The organism is Chryseotalea sp., assembly GCF_057350905.1.
In genome coordinates this window covers 1,147,095-1,166,538 of record NZ_JBMRCF010000001.1, presented here as the reverse complement: position 1 = coordinate 1,166,538, position 19,444 = coordinate 1,147,095, and the positions used below count along the sequence as shown (strand labels likewise).

Here is a 19,444-nt window from a genome sequence, read left to right as displayed (position 1 = left end):
TCGCCCCTGATGAAACATAGGTCATTGTTTTTTCTTTCCTGGTTGTTATTAGGTTGTTTACTGCTGGTATGCTCTTGTGACAAATATGCTGAGCCTTCACCACCGGATGAAGAAGACTTGCCTGTACGTATCGATGAAGAGGCTTATGCCTTTAAGGGTGCAGAAGGCTTTGGTCGCATCACAACAGGTGGTCGTGGTGGTCAGGTTATTTATGTAACTAACCTGAATGATAGTGGTGTTGGCAGCTTACGCGCAGCCATTGCGGCCAGTGGTGCACGCTATATACTTTTTAAAATTTCCGGAAACATCGTACTGAGTTCTCCGCTAGTCATCAGCAACGGTAATGTAACTATTGCAGGTCAAACGGCTCCTGGCGAGGGCATAACTATTCAGAACCATCCAGTTACCATAAATGCAGACAATGTCATCATTCGTTACCTGAGGTTTCGTATGGGCGATGGTGGTGCAGCTGAAGCGGATGCATTAGGAAGTCGTTATAGAAAGAATATCATCATTGATCATTGCTCAATGAGCTGGTCAACAGATGAATGTTCATCGTTTTACGGCAATGAAAACTTCACCATGCAATGGTGTATTATTTCAGAAAGTCTGCGAAATTCTGTTCATGAAAAAGGCCTACATGGTTATGGAGGTATTTGGGGTGGCAAGAATGCTTCCTTCCATCATAATTTACTTGCCCATCACGACAATAGAAACCCACGATTTGATCATCCAGGTGTATACAGTAGTCTGACTTCATCTCAGGCGCTTAGGGGAGTGGTTGATTTTAGAAATAATGTCGTTTACAATTGGAAAACTGACGCCATTTATGGAGGGGAAGCAGGTACGTTTAATGTAGTTGCCAACTATTTTAAACCAGGTCCGGCTGCAACAAACCCCAGAAGATTTCTGCATGCCTATACCCAATCAGCGACTGGTGCACCCATTTATGGTTATGGCAGCTTTTTTGTTGCAGATAATGTTATTGACGGTCAGTTGGATATTACTAGTGATAATCGCAGCGGCATTGTAGTTAAGAATGGAACCGCCACTGATAAGAATAATATGTTATTGACTTCACAGCTTACGATATTGCCTTTCTCAAATACGCATACCGCTTACCAGGCTTATGAAAAAGTTTTACTTTATGCAGGTGCCAGTTTTAAAAGGGATGCAGTCGACAGCAGGATTATATCTGATGTGACGAATAAGACTTTCCTGGCAAATGGTTCCAATGGTAGCTTGTCTGGATTGATAGATAGTCAGCAAGATGTTGGTGGCTGGCCTGTACTGGCAAGTACGGAAGCACCACTGGATAGCGACAATGATGGTATGCCCGATGCTTGGGAAGTTGAAATGAAGCTGGATCCAAATTCGGCTAATGCAAATCTTAAACAATTAAGTACTGGTTATGATAACCTTGAAGTTTACCTGAATGCCCTTGTTAAAATCATTACAGATAATCAATAGACATGTTAAGAAAAGCGCTTAGTTATATCGTTGTATTTATTTTAATTTCTATGCTGACATCCTTTGTGTTGCAGGAATCTAAAACAGTCGTATACCTCATTGGTGACTCAACCATCGCCAATAAAGAAACTAAAGCCTATCCGGAAACAGGTTGGGGTATGCCTTTCCAGCACTTCTTTGATTCAACTGTTGTTGTGGAGAACCATGCAAAGAACGGACGCAGTACACGTACCTTTATCTCAGAAAATCGCTGGCAGCCAATAGAGACGAAGTTAAAGAAAGGTGATTATGTTTTTATGCAATTTGGTCATAACGATGAATCGAAAGAAAAGACCGACCGATACACTACGCCAGAAGATTATAAAAAGAACCTGAGTAAATTTATAACAGAAACTAGAGCCAAAGGTGCCATACCCGTGCTACTAACACCCGTGAGCCGCAGGAAATTCGTGGAAGGTAAACAACAAGAGACCCATGCGGTTTATTCCGCCTTAGCAAACGAAGTATCCGTTATGGAAAAGGTAGCCTTTATTGACCTTGATGCCTTAAGTCGTGTGTATTACCAAAGCATGGGTGAAGAAAATTCCAAATTGCTTTTTCTTCAATTAGAAGCTGGTGAACATCCTAATTATCCGGATGGGAAAATTGATAATACCCACTTTAACGAGATGGGGGCAAGAAAAATAGCACAGATTGTATTGACAGAAATTAAGCGGTTGGATTTACCACTTGCAAAGCATATTTATAAACCAGTGCCAAAGAAATGAGAGAAGTGAAAATTGTCGTGATGCTTATCTGTATTAGTTTTGCTGCAATTGCACAAAATAAGCGAATTACAGTATCACAAGATGGAACGGGTGATTTCACAAATGTACAGTCGGCTTTTGATGCTATACCAGTCGGCAATACAAAACCGATTACCATTTTTGTAAAAAAAGGCCTGTATAAAGAGCGATTAATCTTAGATACACGTAAAGATTTTGTTACACTGGTTGGTGAGGATAAGATGAGCACCATTTTAACTTACAATAACCATGCGGGTATGCGCTTGCCTAATGGCGACACCATTAACACCTGGACATCCGCAAGTTTTTTTATTTATGCTAATGACTTTTCTGCAGAGAATATCAGTTTTGAGAATAATGCAGGTTTTACTGCTGGTCAGGCAGTAGCTGTATTCGCCAATGGCGATCACTTGAAATTTATTAATTGTCGCTTTACAGGCTTTCAGGATGTACTCTTTTGCAGCGGTCCTGGAAGCAGACAATATTATAAAGATTGTTATATAGAAGGCACTACTGATTTTATCTTCGGCCCAGCCAAAGCTGTTTTTCAAAATTGTCATATTCACAGCAAAAAAAACTCGCATGTAACTGCTGCTTCTACGCCTCGAGAAATGAAATACGGCTTTGTTTTCTTCGATTGTAAACTTACGGCAGACGAAAAAACAAATAAAGTTTCTTTAGGCAGACCTTGGACGCCCTATGCCAGTGTTACTTATATCCGTTGTGAGATGGCGGCACATATTATTCCTGAGGGCTGGAACAACTGGCGTAATCCTGCTAATGAAGCAACGGTACGCTATGCGGAGTTTGGCAGCACAGGAGCAGGTGCGCCCATGGAAAAACGTGTCGGCTGGATAAAACAATTAAGTAAGCAAGAGGCCGAAGCAATTACCTTGCAGAAAGTTTTTGGAGACTGGAGGGTGGAGTAAGGTGATAAAGTGTTAAAGTGTTAGCGTGTTGAAGTGTTAAAGTGCTTTGAAGATAAATTGACTTTAAGTTAGAAGGATGCGGATTGTAGTTTATTTGTGTTTAGTTTGTATAGCACAGCTTTCGTGGGCGCAGGTGTGGGTTGCAGACCAGGGTAATGGTACTTATAAAAATCCTGTTATTCATGCTGACTATTCTGATCCTGATGTGTGCCGTGTAGGAGAGGATTACTATATGGTTTCATCCAGCTTTGATGCCGTACCGGGTATTCCAATTTTACATTCTAAAGATTTAGTGAACTGGACCATTATAGGTCATGCCCTGCCAAGACAAATCCCTATCGAGCACTTTGAAAAAACGCAACAAGGCAATGGTGTGTGGGCACCTTCTATTCGCTACCACAACAATGAATTTTATATTTATTATCCCGATCCTGATTTTGGTATTTATCTGATCAAAGCTAAAAATCCAACTGGTCCATGGTCTGAGCCTGTATTGGTAGAAGGCGGTAAAGGTTTAATAGATCCTTGTCCGCTCTGGGATGATGACGGTAAAGTATATCTCGTACACGCTTATGCCGGAAGCCGGTCCGGTATAAAAAGTGTAATCGTTGTTAAAGAATTAAATGCAGAGGGCACCGAAGTAATTAATACAGGAAAACTTGTGTATGATGGCCATGAACTTGATCCGACCATTGAAGGCCCCAAGTTTTATAAACGAAATAATTATTACTACATCTTTGCTCCAGCCGGAGGTGTTGCCACAGGTTGGCAGACGGTTTTAAGAGCGAAGCAGGTCTATGGACCCTACGAAAGAAAAGTTGTGATGGATCAGGGTAGTACCCCCATCAACGGACCTCATCAGGGAGCATGGGTAAGTACAACAAGCAATGAGGACTGGTTTATTCATTTTCAGGACAAGGAAGCTTATGGCAGAGTAGTCCACCTACAGCCTATGCGTTGGTTAAACGATTGGCCTGTGATTGGCGCAGATAAAGATGGCGATGGTAAAGGCGAGCCAGTACTGCAACACAAGAAGCCATTAACGCCATTGAAGTATCCCATAGCCACTCCGGTAGAAGGAGATGAATTTAATACTAATGAAATCAATCTGGCCTGGCAATGGCATGCCAATCCGCAAGCCCCCTGGGCTTTTGTGAATACCACTACAGGTATGCTCCGTTTGTATGCAGCAAAGCAAAAGGAAGAGATAAAAAATCTGTGGGATGTACCGAATATACTTTTTCAAAAAATTCCAGCTGAAACATTTAGTGCAGTCGTTAAATTGAAATTTATACCGAATGTGAAAAACAAAGGTGAAAAAGCCGGTTTCGTTTTGATGGGTAGCGATTATGCGGCCTTAAGTTTGAAACAAGGTGAACATGGTATAGTACTTGTGTATACATCTTGTCAAAAAGCGGATAAAGGTAGCAAGGAAGAGGAGACAGTCATTACAACAATTGCAACTGGCGAGGTTTACCTTAGTGTAAACATCAGTAAAGGCGGCTTGGCAAGCTTAGGTTATAGCCTGGATGGTAAATCATTTAAAGAAGTGAACAAGAACTTTGTAGTAAAGCCAGGACGATGGGTTGGAGCAAAACTTGGCTTATTCTGTCTAAGAACGGATGATGCGAATGATGCTGGTTTTGTAGATATCGATTGGCTTCGTATAAATCGAATTTGAAATTTAAAATTTGAAATTTAAAATTGGAGATATGAAGTGGAACTTTAGTATTATATTAATTTCTGGTTTGGTGTTTATGAGCAGTTGCGCGAATACGCAAAACTTGTCTGAGGATGAAGTTGGTCTTGCTTTTCCGGGAGCAGAAGGCTTTGGTAAATTTACAACAGGTGGCAGAGGGGGAAAGGTATATGTTGTCACGAATCTCAATGATAGCGGTCCGGGTAGTTTAAGGGAAGCCATACGAAAAAAGGAACCACGCATCATCACTTTTGCTGTGTCGGGTACCATTGCCCTTGAATCTGTGTTGGATGTAAATTATGGCGACTTAACTATTGCTGGTCAGTCTGCACCGGGTGACGGAATTTGTTTACGCAATTATCCTATGAAAATAAAAGCGGGTAACGTAATTATTCGTTATATGCGTTTTCGTTTAGGTGATGAGAAAGCGCAACAGGATGATGCTATTTCTGCTACCCGTCAGGAAAATATGATCATTGATCATTGTTCTATGAGCTGGGCTACCGATGAGAGTGCATCTTTCTACGGCAATAAGAATTTCACATTACAGTGGTGTATTATCGCGGAAAGTTTAAATGAATCTGTTCATGCCAAAGGTGATCACGGCTATGGTGGTATCTGGGGTGGACAGAAGGCTACTTTTCACCACAACCTCCTGGCACATCACAACAGTCGCTTACCGCGCTTCAGCGGATCTAAAACCACACCTAATTCACCTGATGAATTGGTAGACTTTAGTAATAACGTAGTGTATAACTGGATGAACAACAACAGTTATGGTGGTGAGAAAGGAAGGTATAATATGATCAACAACTATTACAAGCCTGGCCCTGCTACTGCTAAATCCAAACGCGACAGACTTGTTAATCCTTCACAGCCTTATGGCACATTTCATTTAAGTGGTAATTACTTGGATGGAAACCCAACAATCTCGGCCAATAACAAATTAGGCATCATTGCCGATCATGTTGACTCCAGTTATACAGCTAAGCCATTTAACGTTATGCCTATACGCTTGCAATCAGCAGAGAAGGCATTCGAAATGGTTTTACAGCAAGTGGGGGCTTCATATAAGCGCGATCAGGCAGATGCACGTCTTATCCAAGAGGTAAAAGAAGGGTTTTCAGCTAACGGTAAAAACAAGAACGGCATCATCGACTCACAACAAGATGTTGGCGGTTGGCCTGTGTTGCAATCTCAACCCGCTGAAACGGACAGTGATCAGGATGGTATGCCTGATGCATGGGAAACAAAAAACAAACTGAACCCAAAAGATGCGGCAGATAATGCTTTGTTTAGTTTAAATAAACAGTATACGAATATTGAAATGTACTTAAATAGCCTTGTTAAGTAGTATGCGTTCTATATTAGTTACAATACTTTATCTTATCAGCACAACAGTTTGCCTGGCACAATATGATTTTGTTGTGGCTGCTGATGGCTCCGGTGATTTCACAACAGTGCAGGCTGCTTTCAATGCGGTGCCAGACTTCAGACAAAATCAGACAACCATTTTTGTTAAGAAAGGAGTATATAAAGAAAAACTAACCCTGGCCACCTCTAAAACAAAAGTGCGCATGGTAGGGGAGGATGTTTCGCAAACCGTTCTTACCTACGATGATTTTGCTGCCAAGAAAAATGCTTTTGGTGAAGCCATTGGTACAACGGGTTCATCAAGCTTTTTTATTTTCGCAGATGATTTTATTGCCGAGAATATCACCTTCGAAAATTCAGCAGGGCCTGTCGGGCAAGCAGTGGCTGTGCGCATCTCTGGTGATAAAGTACAATTTATTAATTGTCGCTTTTTGGGTTTTCAAGATACGCTTTATGCGCATGGAGAAAAGAGCAGACAGTATTACAAAGATTGTTATATCGAAGGTACTGTCGATTACATCTTTGGCTGGTCAACTGCTTATTTTGAGAACTGTACCATCTTCACCAAAAAAGGAGGGATGTATGTTACGGCTGCTTCTACCCTTGAGGGAACTGCACATGGTTTTGTCTTTTTAAACTGCAAGATTACTGGCGATGCTCCTGATCACGCCATCTATTTAGGCAGACCCTGGAGGCCCTTTGCTAAAACAGTATTCATCAACTGCCAGCTTGATAAACTGATTAAACCAGAAGGCTGGCACAATTGGAATAAACCAGATGCAGAAAAAACTTCCTTCTATGCAGAATTTAATTCATCGGGTGAAGGTGCAAACAACAAAGCACGTGTCGCCTGGTCTCATCAACTGAAAGAGGAGGATTTGGCTAATTTCACGCTAACAAAAGTGCTTGGTGATAAATGGTGGGTTGATTAGTATTGATCAATTAAGTTTAATCTTTTTGAAAAAAAATAATTAATTCATTTTTGATTGAATGAATTCAAGTGTACGCGTTCGCGCAAGTTCACTTTCGGGTGTATCTTCATCATCAAAGCCGTGATCCTGGCCTGGATAATCAAACACAGTAGGTACACCACCTCCATTTTGTATCATGGTTTCAACAAGGCATCTTGAATTATCGGTTAACGGATCTTCTTCGGGCAAGTTAAACAATACATCACAATAACTTTTATAAATTCCGTTGCCACTGCAAATATTGCCATAATAGCTATTGTGAAATGATCCGGGATAATAGAAGACACCGGCTACAAATCGATCTGTTTCAGCAATATCTGGTGGGGGCAATACTTCGGCTGTATAGGTGACTCCGCTAAAAGATTGTTTCCATTGCCACCCAGCAGGTGTTGCTGTTATGTCATATAAGGTAGATTCAGCCGAAGTGCCTCCATCAGAAAAACCAACGAGTGCAATGCGGTCATGATCAATTACAGGCGTTTCGCTTCCTTGCCAAACAAGCCTTTTCAGTAAATCCAAAATAGCGTAAGCATCTCTGTTTCTGATGAAGGTTCCACTAATAACAAATTTTAAAGGAGGGTATTTATAAGCATCTTCATTCTCGCAAGTATTACGTGGGGAATAGCTGTCTGCAAAAACTGCTGCAAATCCATTATCCACCAATAAATCGCGCCATTCTCTGGTCTGTCGGGAAGGCGTACCGACATTGCATGTTTCAACAATTCCATCTCCATCTAAATCATCGTCATCCCAAGGCCCTCCGGAACCATGAAGCACCAATACAGCTTTTAAGGGAGTCGATCTTTCTGATGGCAGGGCTAGGTAGACAGGAATGGTCTTGCCATCGCTTTCATTTATAACCTCCAGTAAAATCGTACTTGTATTCTCATCAATGGGTACAGGATCGTTAATCTTATTATTCTTACCTGGATTATCCTTACTGCATGCAATCAAACCAAAAAACAATACGATGTATTTTGAAAAACATGATAAAGACTTACAAATTTTAGAGTAATTATATTTTTCCATAACAGCTGATTCCTTATTATCGATAAACTATAATCCTAAATGTCAAGATTTTAAAACTTAAAGCGTAACAATAAGCCAGTATAGGTATGAATTGAACTTAATGCCTTATTAAAAATGGCAACAAAGTAAAAAGTGTTCTGATAAGTTTAAGGAATGAGTTGGAATAATGCTTAACAAAGCGATCAGCAAAGTGCCTGCATTACTTTGCCTGATTTCATTGGAATCGTAATAATTGCGCTATCATTTTAGAATTCTTTACAGATACGCATAAAAATAAAAATGCCATTGTCAGTCTTACTCTAACAATGGCATTTTTGCAGCTAGCCTAAGCTACCTGATCAATTTCTCCGGAAATACAATCACAGATTCATTGCCACTCTTGTCAACGGCCGAAACACCAAAGAAGTAGTTATCAATTACAATGCCCTCTAAAGTAAAGGCACTCACATTGCCAACATAACGCGAATTATCCCAGGTAGGTGAGGTGGTATCACGCCAGTAAATTTTATAACCAGCCACTTTATCGGTAGGTAAAGCATCCCAACTTAATTTGGTAGAAGGTTGTACCGCTCCGCCAATGCTTACATTGGTTGGCGCAGGAGGTGCCCAGGCAATACCTGCCAGCGTTAAGGCATTCACCGCGGTTAATTTTCTACAATACTCAAAATTCACACCTTCAATAACGTCACCATATTTAATACCATCCTCTACACGAATATCCTGATGCTGCCTGTTGTAGTTTTCGTTGGTTTCCATAATGCGAATCCCTGGAAAACCCACATCATTGAAAGGGCGGTGATGTCCGCCACGGCCAAAACGATCCAGGCGATAAATCATCATCGGATTCATTTCAGGCATATAAGTTTTTGTTTGTTTATGCACATAGCGGGCCAGTTGTCTGGAAATGCCATCTACTTCACCCCCGTAGAACCTCCGTTGGTTTCTGCGTTGCTCTGTTTCAGTGGGTGGTACTGGTTCTGAGAAGATACGGAAGGAACGATTGTCGATTACACCATTTACGCCCTCAATGTTTCCGATCATGTCATTGTTCAGTACACCTAAAATATTCCAGCCTTTTTCTTTGGCATAGCGTGCTAAACCAGCACCGCCAAACAAACCTTGTTCTTCACCAGACAAACCAACATAAATAATGCTGTGTCTGAATTTATATTTGGATAGCACCCTTGCTGCTTCGATGGCACCCGCCATACCTGTAGCGTTATCGTTGGCACCAGGGGCATCAATTTCAAAGTCCATGGTATTACTGGCCCTGGAGTCGATGTCTCCTGACATGATAATGAAGTTATTCGGGAACTCAGTACCACGTTGAATAGCCACCACATTGACTACCCAGGCATCTTTGGGCACCCGTGGATTGCCTTCTTTCGTTACAAGGTCTTTCTGGTAAAATACTTCCAGACACTTATTGCAGTCTTTTGAAATTTTGTCGAATTCGCTTTTTATCCATCTGCGTGCTGCCCCAATCCCTCGGGTGGTCGAAACGGTATCAGAAAAAGTGTTGCGCGTCCCAAAATCTGCCAGTATACGAATGTCTTTTTCAAGCCGTTCTGCCGATACGGCTGAAACAATATCATACATCCGTACATCAACTTGTGGGGGTACTGTTTGCCCAAATAAAACATTAACTGCAGTTAATAATGTCGCGATAAAGCACGTGAAAAGCCTTTTCATATCCGTAGGTTTGAGTTGGCGCGAAGTAATGCAAACTAAGCTGTTGAAGTATAAAAAGAAGTATGAGCGGTCGAAATTGCCCTTTATCCCTGCTAAATCACCATCTGGTTTAAGCGAAGGAGGAGATGGTCTTTCGGCCACTGCAAAATCAAAATTCACTCAATTGTTATCACCTCCGGTTCTAAACCTAATACTTTTATTCAGCCCGTTAGAAAAGCATCGGACATTGTTTAATTTGGCATATGCAAAAAAGAAAGTACCTGATATGGGTTGCAGCAGCACTTTTACTTGTGGCAGTAATCTACTGTTTTGTAGATGTTAAAAATGATTACGAAAGTAAAATTGCCAGACATATTCAGGTTGCTGATTCTCTCAAACAACAGACTTTACGGCTTGACAAACAAGTATATCAACGCGATAGTGTGCTCAGGCAATATATGAAGTCACTCGATCAGGCATTATTGACTTTAAGCGAAAAGTCTGTAAGAAACCGTGTGAGCATAGCCAGTAATTTATCCAAACTAGATTCTATCCAGCTCGCTTATTGTAATGAAATGCATAAAATAGGTGTTACGACCTTAGATTGCCAATAATCATGAAGTATAAAGAATTTATAGTGCTACTTGCGCTTTCTCCTGTTCTCGGAAGCGCGCAAGGTTTAATTGTGGCGAAGGATACAACGACACTTACCTTTCCAAACAAGGTTCAGATTAGTTTCAATAAACAAAACAGAAACAATAAGACCTATTATCACTTGAGTCAGGATGCATTGAAGACATTGACATTAACCACCAATTATTATCTGCAAAGAGAAGCATTACTAAGCGCCAATCAGACAGCGTTTTTGAAAAATCAGCAGGTAGCGGATTCAAGCCATGCACTACTTCAACGGAAATTTGAAACGGAGCAGGAGAGAAGTAAGCTTTTTCAAAAGTCCTACGAAGAACTCAAAACCATTTCTGCCACCTACGATGAGCAGCTGCGGCTTTGTGCGAATGATTTGGAAAAAATGAATACTAAGTTAAAACGCTCACAGCGTATTGGCCTTGTTAAAGGTGTTTCCATCAGTCTGGGTTTTGTTGGTCTGGTGTGGCTGGCATCCTCAGCTTTTTAAATTCATATTTTCTCTCTTTTGATAATTTCACGATCTTTGCTGTTTTAAGCAGGCATGATCAACCAAACGGAGCAAGAAGAGCGGGAATACCTCGAAATCATCAAAGAAAAATTACTGCTGGCCATTCGCAGTGTGGATCAAAGTGTAAAACAGTTTTCTAACGAACTGCGTCTTAACAAGGAATACATCTACGAAAATCAATCGGGCATGGATGAAGCGGACATGGTAGCCGCTGATCAGTCTATTAACCGGATGGCTTTTACAGGAGAGTCGGCTGTTTCGAAAAAGCGTAAGCTGATGAAGCTTGGTTCTTCTCCATATTTTGGCCGCATTGATTTTATCAACCTGAAGGGAGAACGCAACTCTATCTATATTGGTATTTACACCTTTACCGATGAATCGCAGGGAGTAAACCTCATTTACGATTGGCGCGCACCCGTATCGTCTATGTTTTATGATTTTGAGTTAGGAGATGCCTCCTATGCAACACCTTCTGGTCAGGTGAAGGGCAACATAGCTCTTAAACGTCAGTATAAAATTCGTGAAGGCATCATGGAGTTTACCATCGAGAATGCGGTGAACATTCATGATGATGTATTGCAAAAAGAACTCAGCAAGTCGGCTGACGATAAGATGAAAAATATCGTAGCCACCATTCAACGCGATCAGAATGCTGTAATCCGAAATGAGACAGCCAGTGTAATGGTAATTCAGGGGGTGGCAGGTTCGGGCAAAACATCTATCGCCTTGCACCGAATCGCTTTTTTATTATACCGTTATCGCGATAGCATCTCTGCCAAGGACATTCTGATTGTTTCACCTAACAAGGTTTTTTCTGATTATATCTCTAATGTATTACCTGAGTTGGGTGAGGAGCATATACCGGAGATGGGCATGGAAGAATTAGCCACTGAAGTATTGGAGAATAAATTTCCCTTTCAATCCTTTCACCAGCAGGTAGCACAAATACTGGAAAAGCCAGATGAGTCTTTTATTGAAAGAATCAAATTCAAATCTTCATTTGAATTTTTGAGTCAGTTAAACCGCTACTTGATTCACGTAGAGAATAATTATTTTAAAGCCACAGAAATCAGGGTGTCTGGCATGGTGGTGCCCGGACCTTATATTCAGGAACGTTTCAGGGCCTGGCAACGTATGCCTATGCTCAAACGCTTTCATGAAGTGGTAAAGGAAGTGCAGCAATATGTGCGTAATGAAACACAGCGCAAGCTTAATGGTAACGACAAGACTAAAATCTGGGAAGCCATTCCGCGCATGTTCACCATGAGTAGTGTCATCGACCTGTATAAAAACTTTTACACCTGGGCAGGCAAACCTGACATGTTTAAAATGTCTGCCAATGGTCAGCTGGAATATGCCGATGTATTTCCATTGATCTATTGCAAGATCAGGCTGGAAGGTGCGCAAACCTACGACCACGTTAAACATTTGCTTGTAGATGAAATGCAGGATTATACACCTGTTCAGTATTCAGTACTGTCTCGCTTATTTAAATGTAAAAAAACAATTCTGGGCGATGTAAAGCAGGCGGTTAATCCTTACAGTGCTTCTACCATGGAAACGATTGAGCAGGTATTTCCACAGGCAGATATTGTAAAACTGTTACGAAGTTATCGTTCTACCTATGAGATCACCCATTTTGCGCTAAGCATTTTACCTAACGCTGATCTAATAGCCATGGAGCGACATGGTGAAGCGCCACAGATAAAAGGTTTTAATACCAATACCGAAGAAGCTGATTTTATTAAAGAATATATTGGTTCATTTAAAAATACAGGACATCGTTCCTTGGGTATTATTTGTAAGACATTATCGCAAGCTAAATTTGTAGCTAAGCAATTAACACAAGGCAGCTTTCATTTGCTCACACCCGAGAGTACCTCATTTAAAGAAGGTGTTGTTGTCACCACTGTTCATTTAGCCAAGGGCCTTGAGTTTGATCAGGTGATCGTTCCATTTGTTTCGGAACGCAATTACCAGACGATGGTGGACAGGAGTATGCTTTATATTGCCTGCACCAGGGCTATGCATAAACTGATGCTAACGTATAGCGAAGCCTCGTCAAACTTTTTGAAAGCTTAGCATCTACGTGTGTTTTGTTGTACCGAAGCGTAGCTTTAACTTTTCGAGTACTTCTTCTCTGTAGTTGCCCCCGATGGGAATTTGCTTACCCTGAATGGAAATTTCTTGTGTGTTATAGGATTGAATTTTATCGACTGCAATTATGAACGAGCGGTGTATACGCCAGAACTTATGGGGATCCAATTCTTCTTCTATTTTGCTTAAGGCGTATTTTGACGTATAGGTACCAGATATGGTGTTTACATTAATATATTCTTTCTGGCTTTCTATGTAAGTGATCTCGTCAATCGCAACGACGCAATTTTTTTTATCGGCATAAATTGTGATAACACTTTTCGTTGTACTATCGGTAGTGGGAATGTTTACCTTATTAATGGCTTCAACAAAACGGGTGAATTCAATGGGCTTAAGCAAATAATCCTTTACGCTGAATTCATATCCTTGCAAGGCATATTCATGGTAAGCTGTGGTAAGGATGACAGCTGGCGGATTTTTCAATGTTTTAAGAAAATCCAGTCCCTTTAATCCAGGCAGGTGAATATCCAGTAATAGAAGATCAATGTGCTGACTGCTCAGGTATTCCATTGCCTGAAAGGCATCTGAACAGACGGCTACTAATTTTAAGTGAGCAATTTTCGCAATGTAATCTTTCAGGATATCTGCCGCCAGGGGTTCATCTTCAACTATAAGGCATTGTATGGTCATTTGCTCAGTGTCAAACTAAGTGCTACGGTAAAGATAGTGGCTTCATCCTGAATGACCAATCTATGCGCTGGGTAGATTAATTCCAATTGGCGCTTTATATTTTCGAGTCCAATGGAACTTGTGCTTTCATTGTTTGTATTTTTCTCAGCTTTGCTATTCATGATACTTGCTTGCAGCAGCCCCTTTGTAAGTGTTATATCGATTTTAATAAAGGCATCGCTGCGCGATTCACTGAGTCCGTGCTTAAAGGCATTTTCAACAAAGTGTATTAACAGTAGTGGCGCGATACGTTGGTTAGGATTGTCGACACTGTTATTAAATGTAATTGTTAGCCGATCTGTATAGCGAAGCCGTTCAAGACTAATGTAATCTTCTATCATCCTGATTTCTTCTGTTAATAAGATGTCGCTTTTACTAGCCTCATAAAGCATAAAACGCATCAGCTTCGATAGCTTAAGTATGGCTTCTGGCGTATGAGAAGATTCCTTTCGGGCAAGGGAGTAGATATTGTTTAAGGTGTTAAATAGGAAATGAGGATTGAGTTGTGCCTTCAGGTATTTCAGTTCAGTGTTGGCCCGTTCTTTCTCAAGTGACAATTCACGTAGCCGAATGCGTGCCTGAATGCGTATTAATTTAATAGCCAGCGCGATGCCGGTAATAAAAGCAAGACTAAAAGCGTGATACAATAAGCTGCCCGGATTCAATATTGCACTGTGCTCACCCTCATATTGAAGAATAAAAGGTAGAATAAGGTAATGATTAAGAACTGACATCAATACAACAGCCAAACAAAAGCTGGCGGTAAATGCAATGGAGGCTTTCGTAAACCATTCATTATTGTTAAGGTATTGATTAAGCCAGTAAAAACTTAAATAGATTAAGGGTATTTTGATGGTGAGAAAAGTCAATTGAACCAGAAGCAACTGTCCGAAACGCATCCAAACCTCTTTTGTATCGAAAACGAAATCAAGGGCGTCAGAAGAAATATTCAAGTAGGCCTTAAAAAGAATATAAGCCAGCCAGAAGAGTATGTGATTCCTTATCCTTTTCATTATATACACAAGTTCAAAGTAAAGCAATCACACAGAGTTTTAACAGTACCGCAGGATGTTTTAGTTGACAGAAAAATGCTTTCTGTTGACAAAGAACGTAATTCGGTTTAAGGGATTGGCCTGAATGCTTTCAAAACAATAGTTTTAAAGGCAGATCAGTAAATTTGAAAATATGCCAAACCTTTTCATAACATTAAAACCCTTGTTGGATTTGATTATTGTGATTACAGGTGTTTCGGTTGCTTTTCTTTTAAATGGATGGAGTGAGAACAATAAGGAGGCCGCTGAGCGTGAGAAAGTGATGCGAAGTCTGCAGCAAGAAATTAATGAAATCTTGTTTTACTTTCCTTCCATGGCAAAGTATCAGGAAGATAATAGCAAAAAATGGGATAGCCTGTTGAATTTGAATATTGTCGGAGATTTTAATCAATATTATTACCTGCAGCCACAGTATAATTATTCTGTAATAGAATATGCCATTGACACCCGCAACAGCGATATCGTGGATTTCCGTTTACATGAACAATTGTTAAAACTTTATAAACGAATCAAGATGCTGGAACAAGCTGAAGTATACATGACGAATATTGCATTACAATACCAGGCAAGCGATGTTAAAGAAGTTCAATCAAAGCAAAATTTATTCTTGTTCCATCGTTTTATTGGCTTTTCGAAGAATCGGGCCAGCATCATGAAGAACATAAATGATATAGCAGCTGAAACACAACAGATGATCAAATTAAAATAATACCCTATGTTACACCGTAATAATTTATGCCTGTTACTGATCATTATATTGATGCAGGTAGCCTGTGCTAAAGAGACAGCAGTAATTCAGGAAAAGGAGGATGCGCATAAGGTTACTCAGCCGAATAAACATGGAAATGATAGTAGCTATGTTGAACCAACTTTCAGGATACTTTTTGTAGGCAATAGTCTTACATACACCAATGACCTCCCTGCGATGGTGCGAGATATTGCAGCTGCTAACGATATTCAGATTGAAACAGAGATGCTGGCATATCCCAACTACGCACTGGAAGACCATTGGCAGGATGGAAACTTTCAAAAGTTAATGAATGAAAAGAACTTTAATTATGTAATTGTACAGCAGGGTCCGTCATCGCAGCAGGATGGAAGAGCCATGTTACTGGACTATGGAGCACGCTTTAAAAAAGTATGCGAGGAAAAAGGAGCAAGGCTTGTTTTCTTCATGGTGTGGCCTTCACGCGCCAACTATCAGACCTTTCCGGGTGTAATTAATAATTACCGCGATGCGGCACTGCAAACCGAGTCCATGTTATGCCCTGTAGGTGAGGTCTGGAAGACTTATATGGATGCAACGAATGATTTCACCTATTACGGAGCTGATGGTTTTCACCCTTCAGTGGAAGGTAGCACTAAGGCAGCCCATATTATTTACCAATCATTGTTTTCCAATTGAACATGTAATCATGAAGCCAATACAAATGAAACAAGCCATTTTCCTACTGTTCCTCTGCACCTGCTCATTACAGGCGCAGCAATTGGATCTATCCTCTCCACCCATTGATTTAACACTATTGGGCGCTGGATTTATCTCAACACCTATTAACGAACGCGATTTTGCAATATCTCCAAATGGCATGGAAATTTACTTTACTGTTTCCACCCCTAAATCTACTTTTCAAACTATTGTGTTTTGTAAAAGAATTAAAGGAGAGTGGACAAAACCAAGTATTGCTCCTTTTGCAGGCAGGTATAGCGATCTTGAACCAGCCTTTAGTGCAGATGGTAAAACACTTTACTTTGCTTCCAATCGTCCGTTAAGCGGCAACCAGATAAAAGATTTTGATATCTGGAAGGTAACAAGACAAGGTGACACCTGGTCAGAGCCTGTAAACCTGGGCGAAGTAATTAATACAAAAAGTGATGAGTTCTATCCTTCTGTTGCAAAAAACGGAAATTTATACTTCACTGCTTCCTATAAAGAGGGACCTGGAAGGGAAGATATTTATCAGTCAGTTTTTAAAGACAATGCCTATCAAAAGCCAGTGCCCCTGGATACCGCAGTAAACACCAAATTCTACGAATTCAATGCCTTCGTTGATCCAGATGAACAATACATCATTTTTACATCTTACGGTAGAAAAGATGATACCGGAGGCGGGGACTTGTACATGAGCAAAAAAGATGAAAAAGGTCACTGGATGTCAGCGGTTAATCTAAAGAGCATTAACTCTAAACAATTAGACTATTGTCCGTACGTTTCACCAGACGGTAAGGCATTATTTATAACCAGTGACCGTCATAATCTTCAACATACTTTTAGTCAAAATACAGCTACTTATCAGGATATTATGAGTACCTCCACTCAAATACAAAACAGCACAGGTAATATATTTTGGATTAACTTTCACCATTTAGTAAATAATCTAACTAAATAAGGTTGACGCACACGGCATAGGTTTGGTTTAGGTTAATTAAACAGCCATAAGTGAGATACCTTAGGCCATCCCGCAGATAGGGATGGCTTTTTTATTCTATTAAATTTTGAAATTAATTCGGATATTTAGGTTAAGATGAAAACAACATTATTCTGTCTCATAATAGCTGTAATGGCTGGAGGAAAAGTAGCAGCACAGACTAAAGAAGTATGGATGCTCGGACCTATGTTGCATTACAATATAGGGGGGGAGAAAAACCGTTGGTCATTTTCACTCGAACTGGCTTATTGGAACTACGAAAAATTTCCTTATAGTTTTGATGCAGCCATTGAGTTTGAAAAACAAAAGTTTAGAATTTATAGCGAAGTGCAAACTGGTATTGGCTTGGCTGGTTTGGCTGTAGGTCCATTAATTGAATTCAGAACCAAAGAAAGAGCAATTAAAGCCGGCTTTCAAGGATCCCTCTGGGCAAACTATTTTTTAGGATTTGATTTGAGAGTACGAAGTGTAGGTGGTGATACCTATTTTTGTCCTGGTACCTATTTTAAAATGCCACTTGGAATTTATGGAGATACTGATGGGGATTCAGATGACCATGATTGGGATTGGGATTAATAAGACCTAATCAATCTTCGCATAAAATTCTAAGGCATTCTTTAATGATCATGATAAAAACAACGGAGGCATACCCAGACACCAGGCCACAGCAATTGCTATTTGCTTTTATTAATCGGTTCAACACTTTTACTGAGGATGAGATTGACATTCTAATGAAGCATCTCATCGTTAAAGCCTTTAAGAAGGATACCGAACTTGTAAAAGCTGGTGAAATTTCTACCGAATGTTACTTCGTATTGGAGGGGTGCTTAAGGCAATATAAACTGAGTGATGGTACGGAACAGACAATTGAATTTTACACGGAAGAACAAGCTGTAGTCTTGTTTACGAGCTATACAAATCAAACAAAATCCGATAGCTATTTAGTCTGCCTGGAAGACAGTATTTTACTGGTAGGTGACATAAACAGTGAAAATACTTTATACGAGAAAGTTCCGGCATTACAAAAAGTTACCAGAATGATGATGGAGCAGGACTTTGGAAAAACACAGACGGCCTTTGCAAACTTCATGTCATCTACACCAGAGCAACGCTATACATCCCTGCAAACGAACAGACCTGATTTAATACAAAGGGTAGCACAGCATCAGTTAGCGAGTTATATTGGTGTTACACCTGAATCGTTAAGCCGCATCCGTAAAAGAATAGTAAAGGCTCAATAACTAAGTTTACTTACCGCCTTTTACGATCAGCCAAAAGGCAAGTACCAACTCACCTAAAGTCATGGGTATAGCCAACATACTTTCTACCAACGATTGATATTGTTTATAATCACTGAAAAGCAGATTGGCTGTATTGGTTCCCAGGTAACACAGTCCGGCAAAAAGTGTTAATAAACCCACCCCCTTTGGCAGCTGTGCTGACTTCATCATGATATAGCCAAGTATTAATAAATGAAAAGCAAAGATGATCAAGCCAAAAGACCAGGTATTTAAAAAGTGCTGAAGGTTGCGCATGACTACAGTAGCGTCCTGTACAGGATAAGCACCATCAGGCATGATTGCCAGTAAGCTAAGCAGGGAAGCACCCAGCATGGGTGCATATATTAATCTTATCCAGGCAGTCAATAGTGAAAGTCTTTCATTAATATTTCTGAAGTAGAGGTAGAGCGCCCAGGCCACAACAATGTCGAGTAGTAGTATGACGACAAAGCACAGGATGACGCTCCTGAATAGTAGAGGAGAGGCACGCAGATTCAAAAACGTGGCATCGGCATCCGAGGGTATATACATATACTGAAAAGCATAACCATAGGCATAGCCTGCAAGAGCAGCCAGGAGCAGCAAAGCATAACCAGCTATCAGGGCGGCTTTTCTTTCAGAAATAGCGCTGCGTGTTTGTGTCATGTGGTTATTAATTTTTATCAGCTGCATAGTTATACAGCCAAAGAATGACACGCATTGACTTTGGTTAAGTAATAGCCAGCGATCATCAGATTCTATAAATGAGCTAATTAGACATTAAATTCCTCCTTCCC

19 protein-coding genes are annotated in these 19,444 nt (G+C 40.4%); 14 read left to right on the top strand and 5 right to left on the bottom strand.

Going from position 1 to position 19,444, the window contains the following annotated elements:
- The first annotated feature begins 9 nt into the window (after positions 1-9).
- The 6 genes from ACO1XM_RS05045 (at position 10) to ACO1XM_RS05020 (ending at position 7,189) form a co-directional block, all read left to right on the top strand.
- Positions 10-1,470 carry a pectate lyase gene (locus ACO1XM_RS05045; protein WP_486226458.1) on the top strand — a complete coding sequence of 487 codons (1,461 nt, stop codon included), beginning with the start codon at positions 10-12 and terminating at the stop codon, positions 1,468-1,470.
- 2 nt (positions 1,471-1,472) lie between these two features.
- Positions 1,473-2,237, top strand: a complete 765-nt coding sequence (locus ACO1XM_RS05040) for a rhamnogalacturonan acetylesterase (protein ID WP_486226456.1) — start codon at positions 1,473-1,475, stop codon at positions 2,235-2,237.
- Complete coding sequence (locus ACO1XM_RS05035) at positions 2,234-3,184, top strand: pectinesterase family protein (RefSeq protein WP_486226454.1); 951 nt, start codon at positions 2,234-2,236, stop codon at positions 3,182-3,184. The genes ACO1XM_RS05040 and ACO1XM_RS05035 overlap by 4 nt, the downstream gene beginning before the upstream one ends.
- A 76-nt stretch (positions 3,185-3,260) precedes the next feature.
- A complete protein-coding gene (locus tag ACO1XM_RS05030) occupies positions 3,261-4,865 on the top strand; it encodes a glycoside hydrolase family 43 protein (protein WP_486226452.1) in 1,605 nt (534 codons plus the stop codon).
- Positions 4,866-4,896: 31 nt separating this feature from the next.
- The gene (locus tag ACO1XM_RS05025; protein WP_486226450.1) at positions 4,897-6,237 is read left to right on the top strand and encodes a pectate lyase family protein; all 1,341 of its coding nucleotides are present in this window, start codon (positions 4,897-4,899) and stop codon (positions 6,235-6,237) included.
- A gap of 1 nt (position 6,238) precedes the next feature.
- On the top strand, positions 6,239-7,189 hold the full coding sequence (locus tag ACO1XM_RS05020) for a pectinesterase family protein (protein ID WP_486226448.1): 951 nt from the start codon (positions 6,239-6,241) through the stop codon (positions 7,187-7,189).
- 39 nt (positions 7,190-7,228) lie between these two features.
- Here ACO1XM_RS05020 and ACO1XM_RS05015 read toward each other — a convergent pair whose 3' ends face one another.
- Entirely contained in the window at positions 7,229-8,257 is a 1,029-nt protein-coding gene (locus tag ACO1XM_RS05015; protein ID WP_486226446.1) for a dienelactone hydrolase family protein, read from the bottom strand.
- Positions 8,258-8,587: 330 nt separating this feature from the next.
- Positions 8,588-9,949, bottom strand: coding sequence for a M28 family peptidase (locus tag ACO1XM_RS05010; protein WP_486226444.1), 1,362 nt, complete (start codon positions 9,947-9,949; stop codon positions 8,588-8,590).
- A gap of 242 nt (positions 9,950-10,191) precedes the next feature.
- On the opposite strand from ACO1XM_RS05010, the gene ACO1XM_RS05005 reads away from it, so the two are divergent.
- Genes ACO1XM_RS05005 through ACO1XM_RS04995 form a run of 3 tightly spaced genes read left to right on the top strand, consistent with a single transcriptional unit; the run spans position 10,192 to position 13,166 of the window.
- Positions 10,192-10,542, top strand: coding sequence for a hypothetical protein (locus ACO1XM_RS05005; RefSeq protein ID WP_486226442.1), 351 nt, complete (start codon positions 10,192-10,194; stop codon positions 10,540-10,542).
- Positions 10,543-10,544: 2 nt separating this feature from the next.
- A complete protein-coding gene (locus ACO1XM_RS05000; RefSeq protein ID WP_486226440.1) occupies positions 10,545-11,063 on the top strand; it encodes a hypothetical protein in 519 nt (172 codons plus the stop codon).
- Between the two features lie 54 nt (positions 11,064-11,117).
- Positions 11,118-13,166, top strand: coding sequence for a HelD family protein (locus ACO1XM_RS04995; protein ID WP_486226438.1), 2,049 nt, complete (start codon positions 11,118-11,120; stop codon positions 13,164-13,166).
- A 3-nt stretch (positions 13,167-13,169) separates the two neighbouring features.
- On the opposite strand, the gene ACO1XM_RS04990 is transcribed toward ACO1XM_RS04995, so the two are convergent.
- On the bottom strand, positions 13,170-13,871 hold the full coding sequence (locus tag ACO1XM_RS04990; RefSeq protein WP_486226436.1) for a LytR/AlgR family response regulator transcription factor: 702 nt from the start codon (positions 13,869-13,871) through the stop codon (positions 13,170-13,172).
- Positions 13,868-14,923: a sensor histidine kinase gene (locus tag ACO1XM_RS04985; RefSeq protein ID WP_486226434.1), complete on the bottom strand. Its 1,056-nt coding sequence runs from the start codon at positions 14,921-14,923 to the stop codon at positions 13,868-13,870. The genes ACO1XM_RS04990 and ACO1XM_RS04985 overlap by 4 nt, the downstream gene beginning before the upstream one ends.
- A gap of 172 nt (positions 14,924-15,095) precedes the next feature.
- On the opposite strand from ACO1XM_RS04985, the gene ACO1XM_RS04980 reads away from it, so the two are divergent.
- From ACO1XM_RS04980 to ACO1XM_RS04960, 5 genes are all read left to right on the top strand, one after another.
- Positions 15,096-15,671 (top strand): hypothetical protein, encoded by a 576-nt coding sequence (locus ACO1XM_RS04980; RefSeq protein ID WP_486226432.1) that lies wholly within the window; start codon positions 15,096-15,098, stop codon positions 15,669-15,671.
- A gap of 6 nt (positions 15,672-15,677) precedes the next feature.
- A complete protein-coding gene (locus ACO1XM_RS04975) occupies positions 15,678-16,367 on the top strand; it encodes an SGNH/GDSL hydrolase family protein (protein WP_486226430.1) in 690 nt (229 codons plus the stop codon).
- A gap of 10 nt (positions 16,368-16,377) precedes the next feature.
- Complete coding sequence (locus ACO1XM_RS04970) at positions 16,378-17,349, top strand: hypothetical protein (RefSeq protein WP_486226428.1); 972 nt, start codon at positions 16,378-16,380, stop codon at positions 17,347-17,349.
- A 135-nt stretch (positions 17,350-17,484) separates the two neighbouring features.
- On the top strand, positions 17,485-17,964 hold the full coding sequence (locus ACO1XM_RS04965) for a hypothetical protein (RefSeq protein ID WP_486226426.1): 480 nt from the start codon (positions 17,485-17,487) through the stop codon (positions 17,962-17,964).
- Positions 17,965-18,014: 50 nt separating this feature from the next.
- On the top strand, positions 18,015-18,629 hold the full coding sequence (locus ACO1XM_RS04960; RefSeq protein WP_486226425.1) for a Crp/Fnr family transcriptional regulator: 615 nt from the start codon (positions 18,015-18,017) through the stop codon (positions 18,627-18,629).
- A gap of 6 nt (positions 18,630-18,635) precedes the next feature.
- Here ACO1XM_RS04960 and ACO1XM_RS04955 read toward each other — a convergent pair whose 3' ends face one another.
- On the bottom strand, positions 18,636-19,340 hold the full coding sequence (locus tag ACO1XM_RS04955; protein WP_486226423.1) for a DUF4386 domain-containing protein: 705 nt from the start codon (positions 19,338-19,340) through the stop codon (positions 18,636-18,638).
- Positions 19,341-19,444 lie beyond the last annotated feature (104 nt).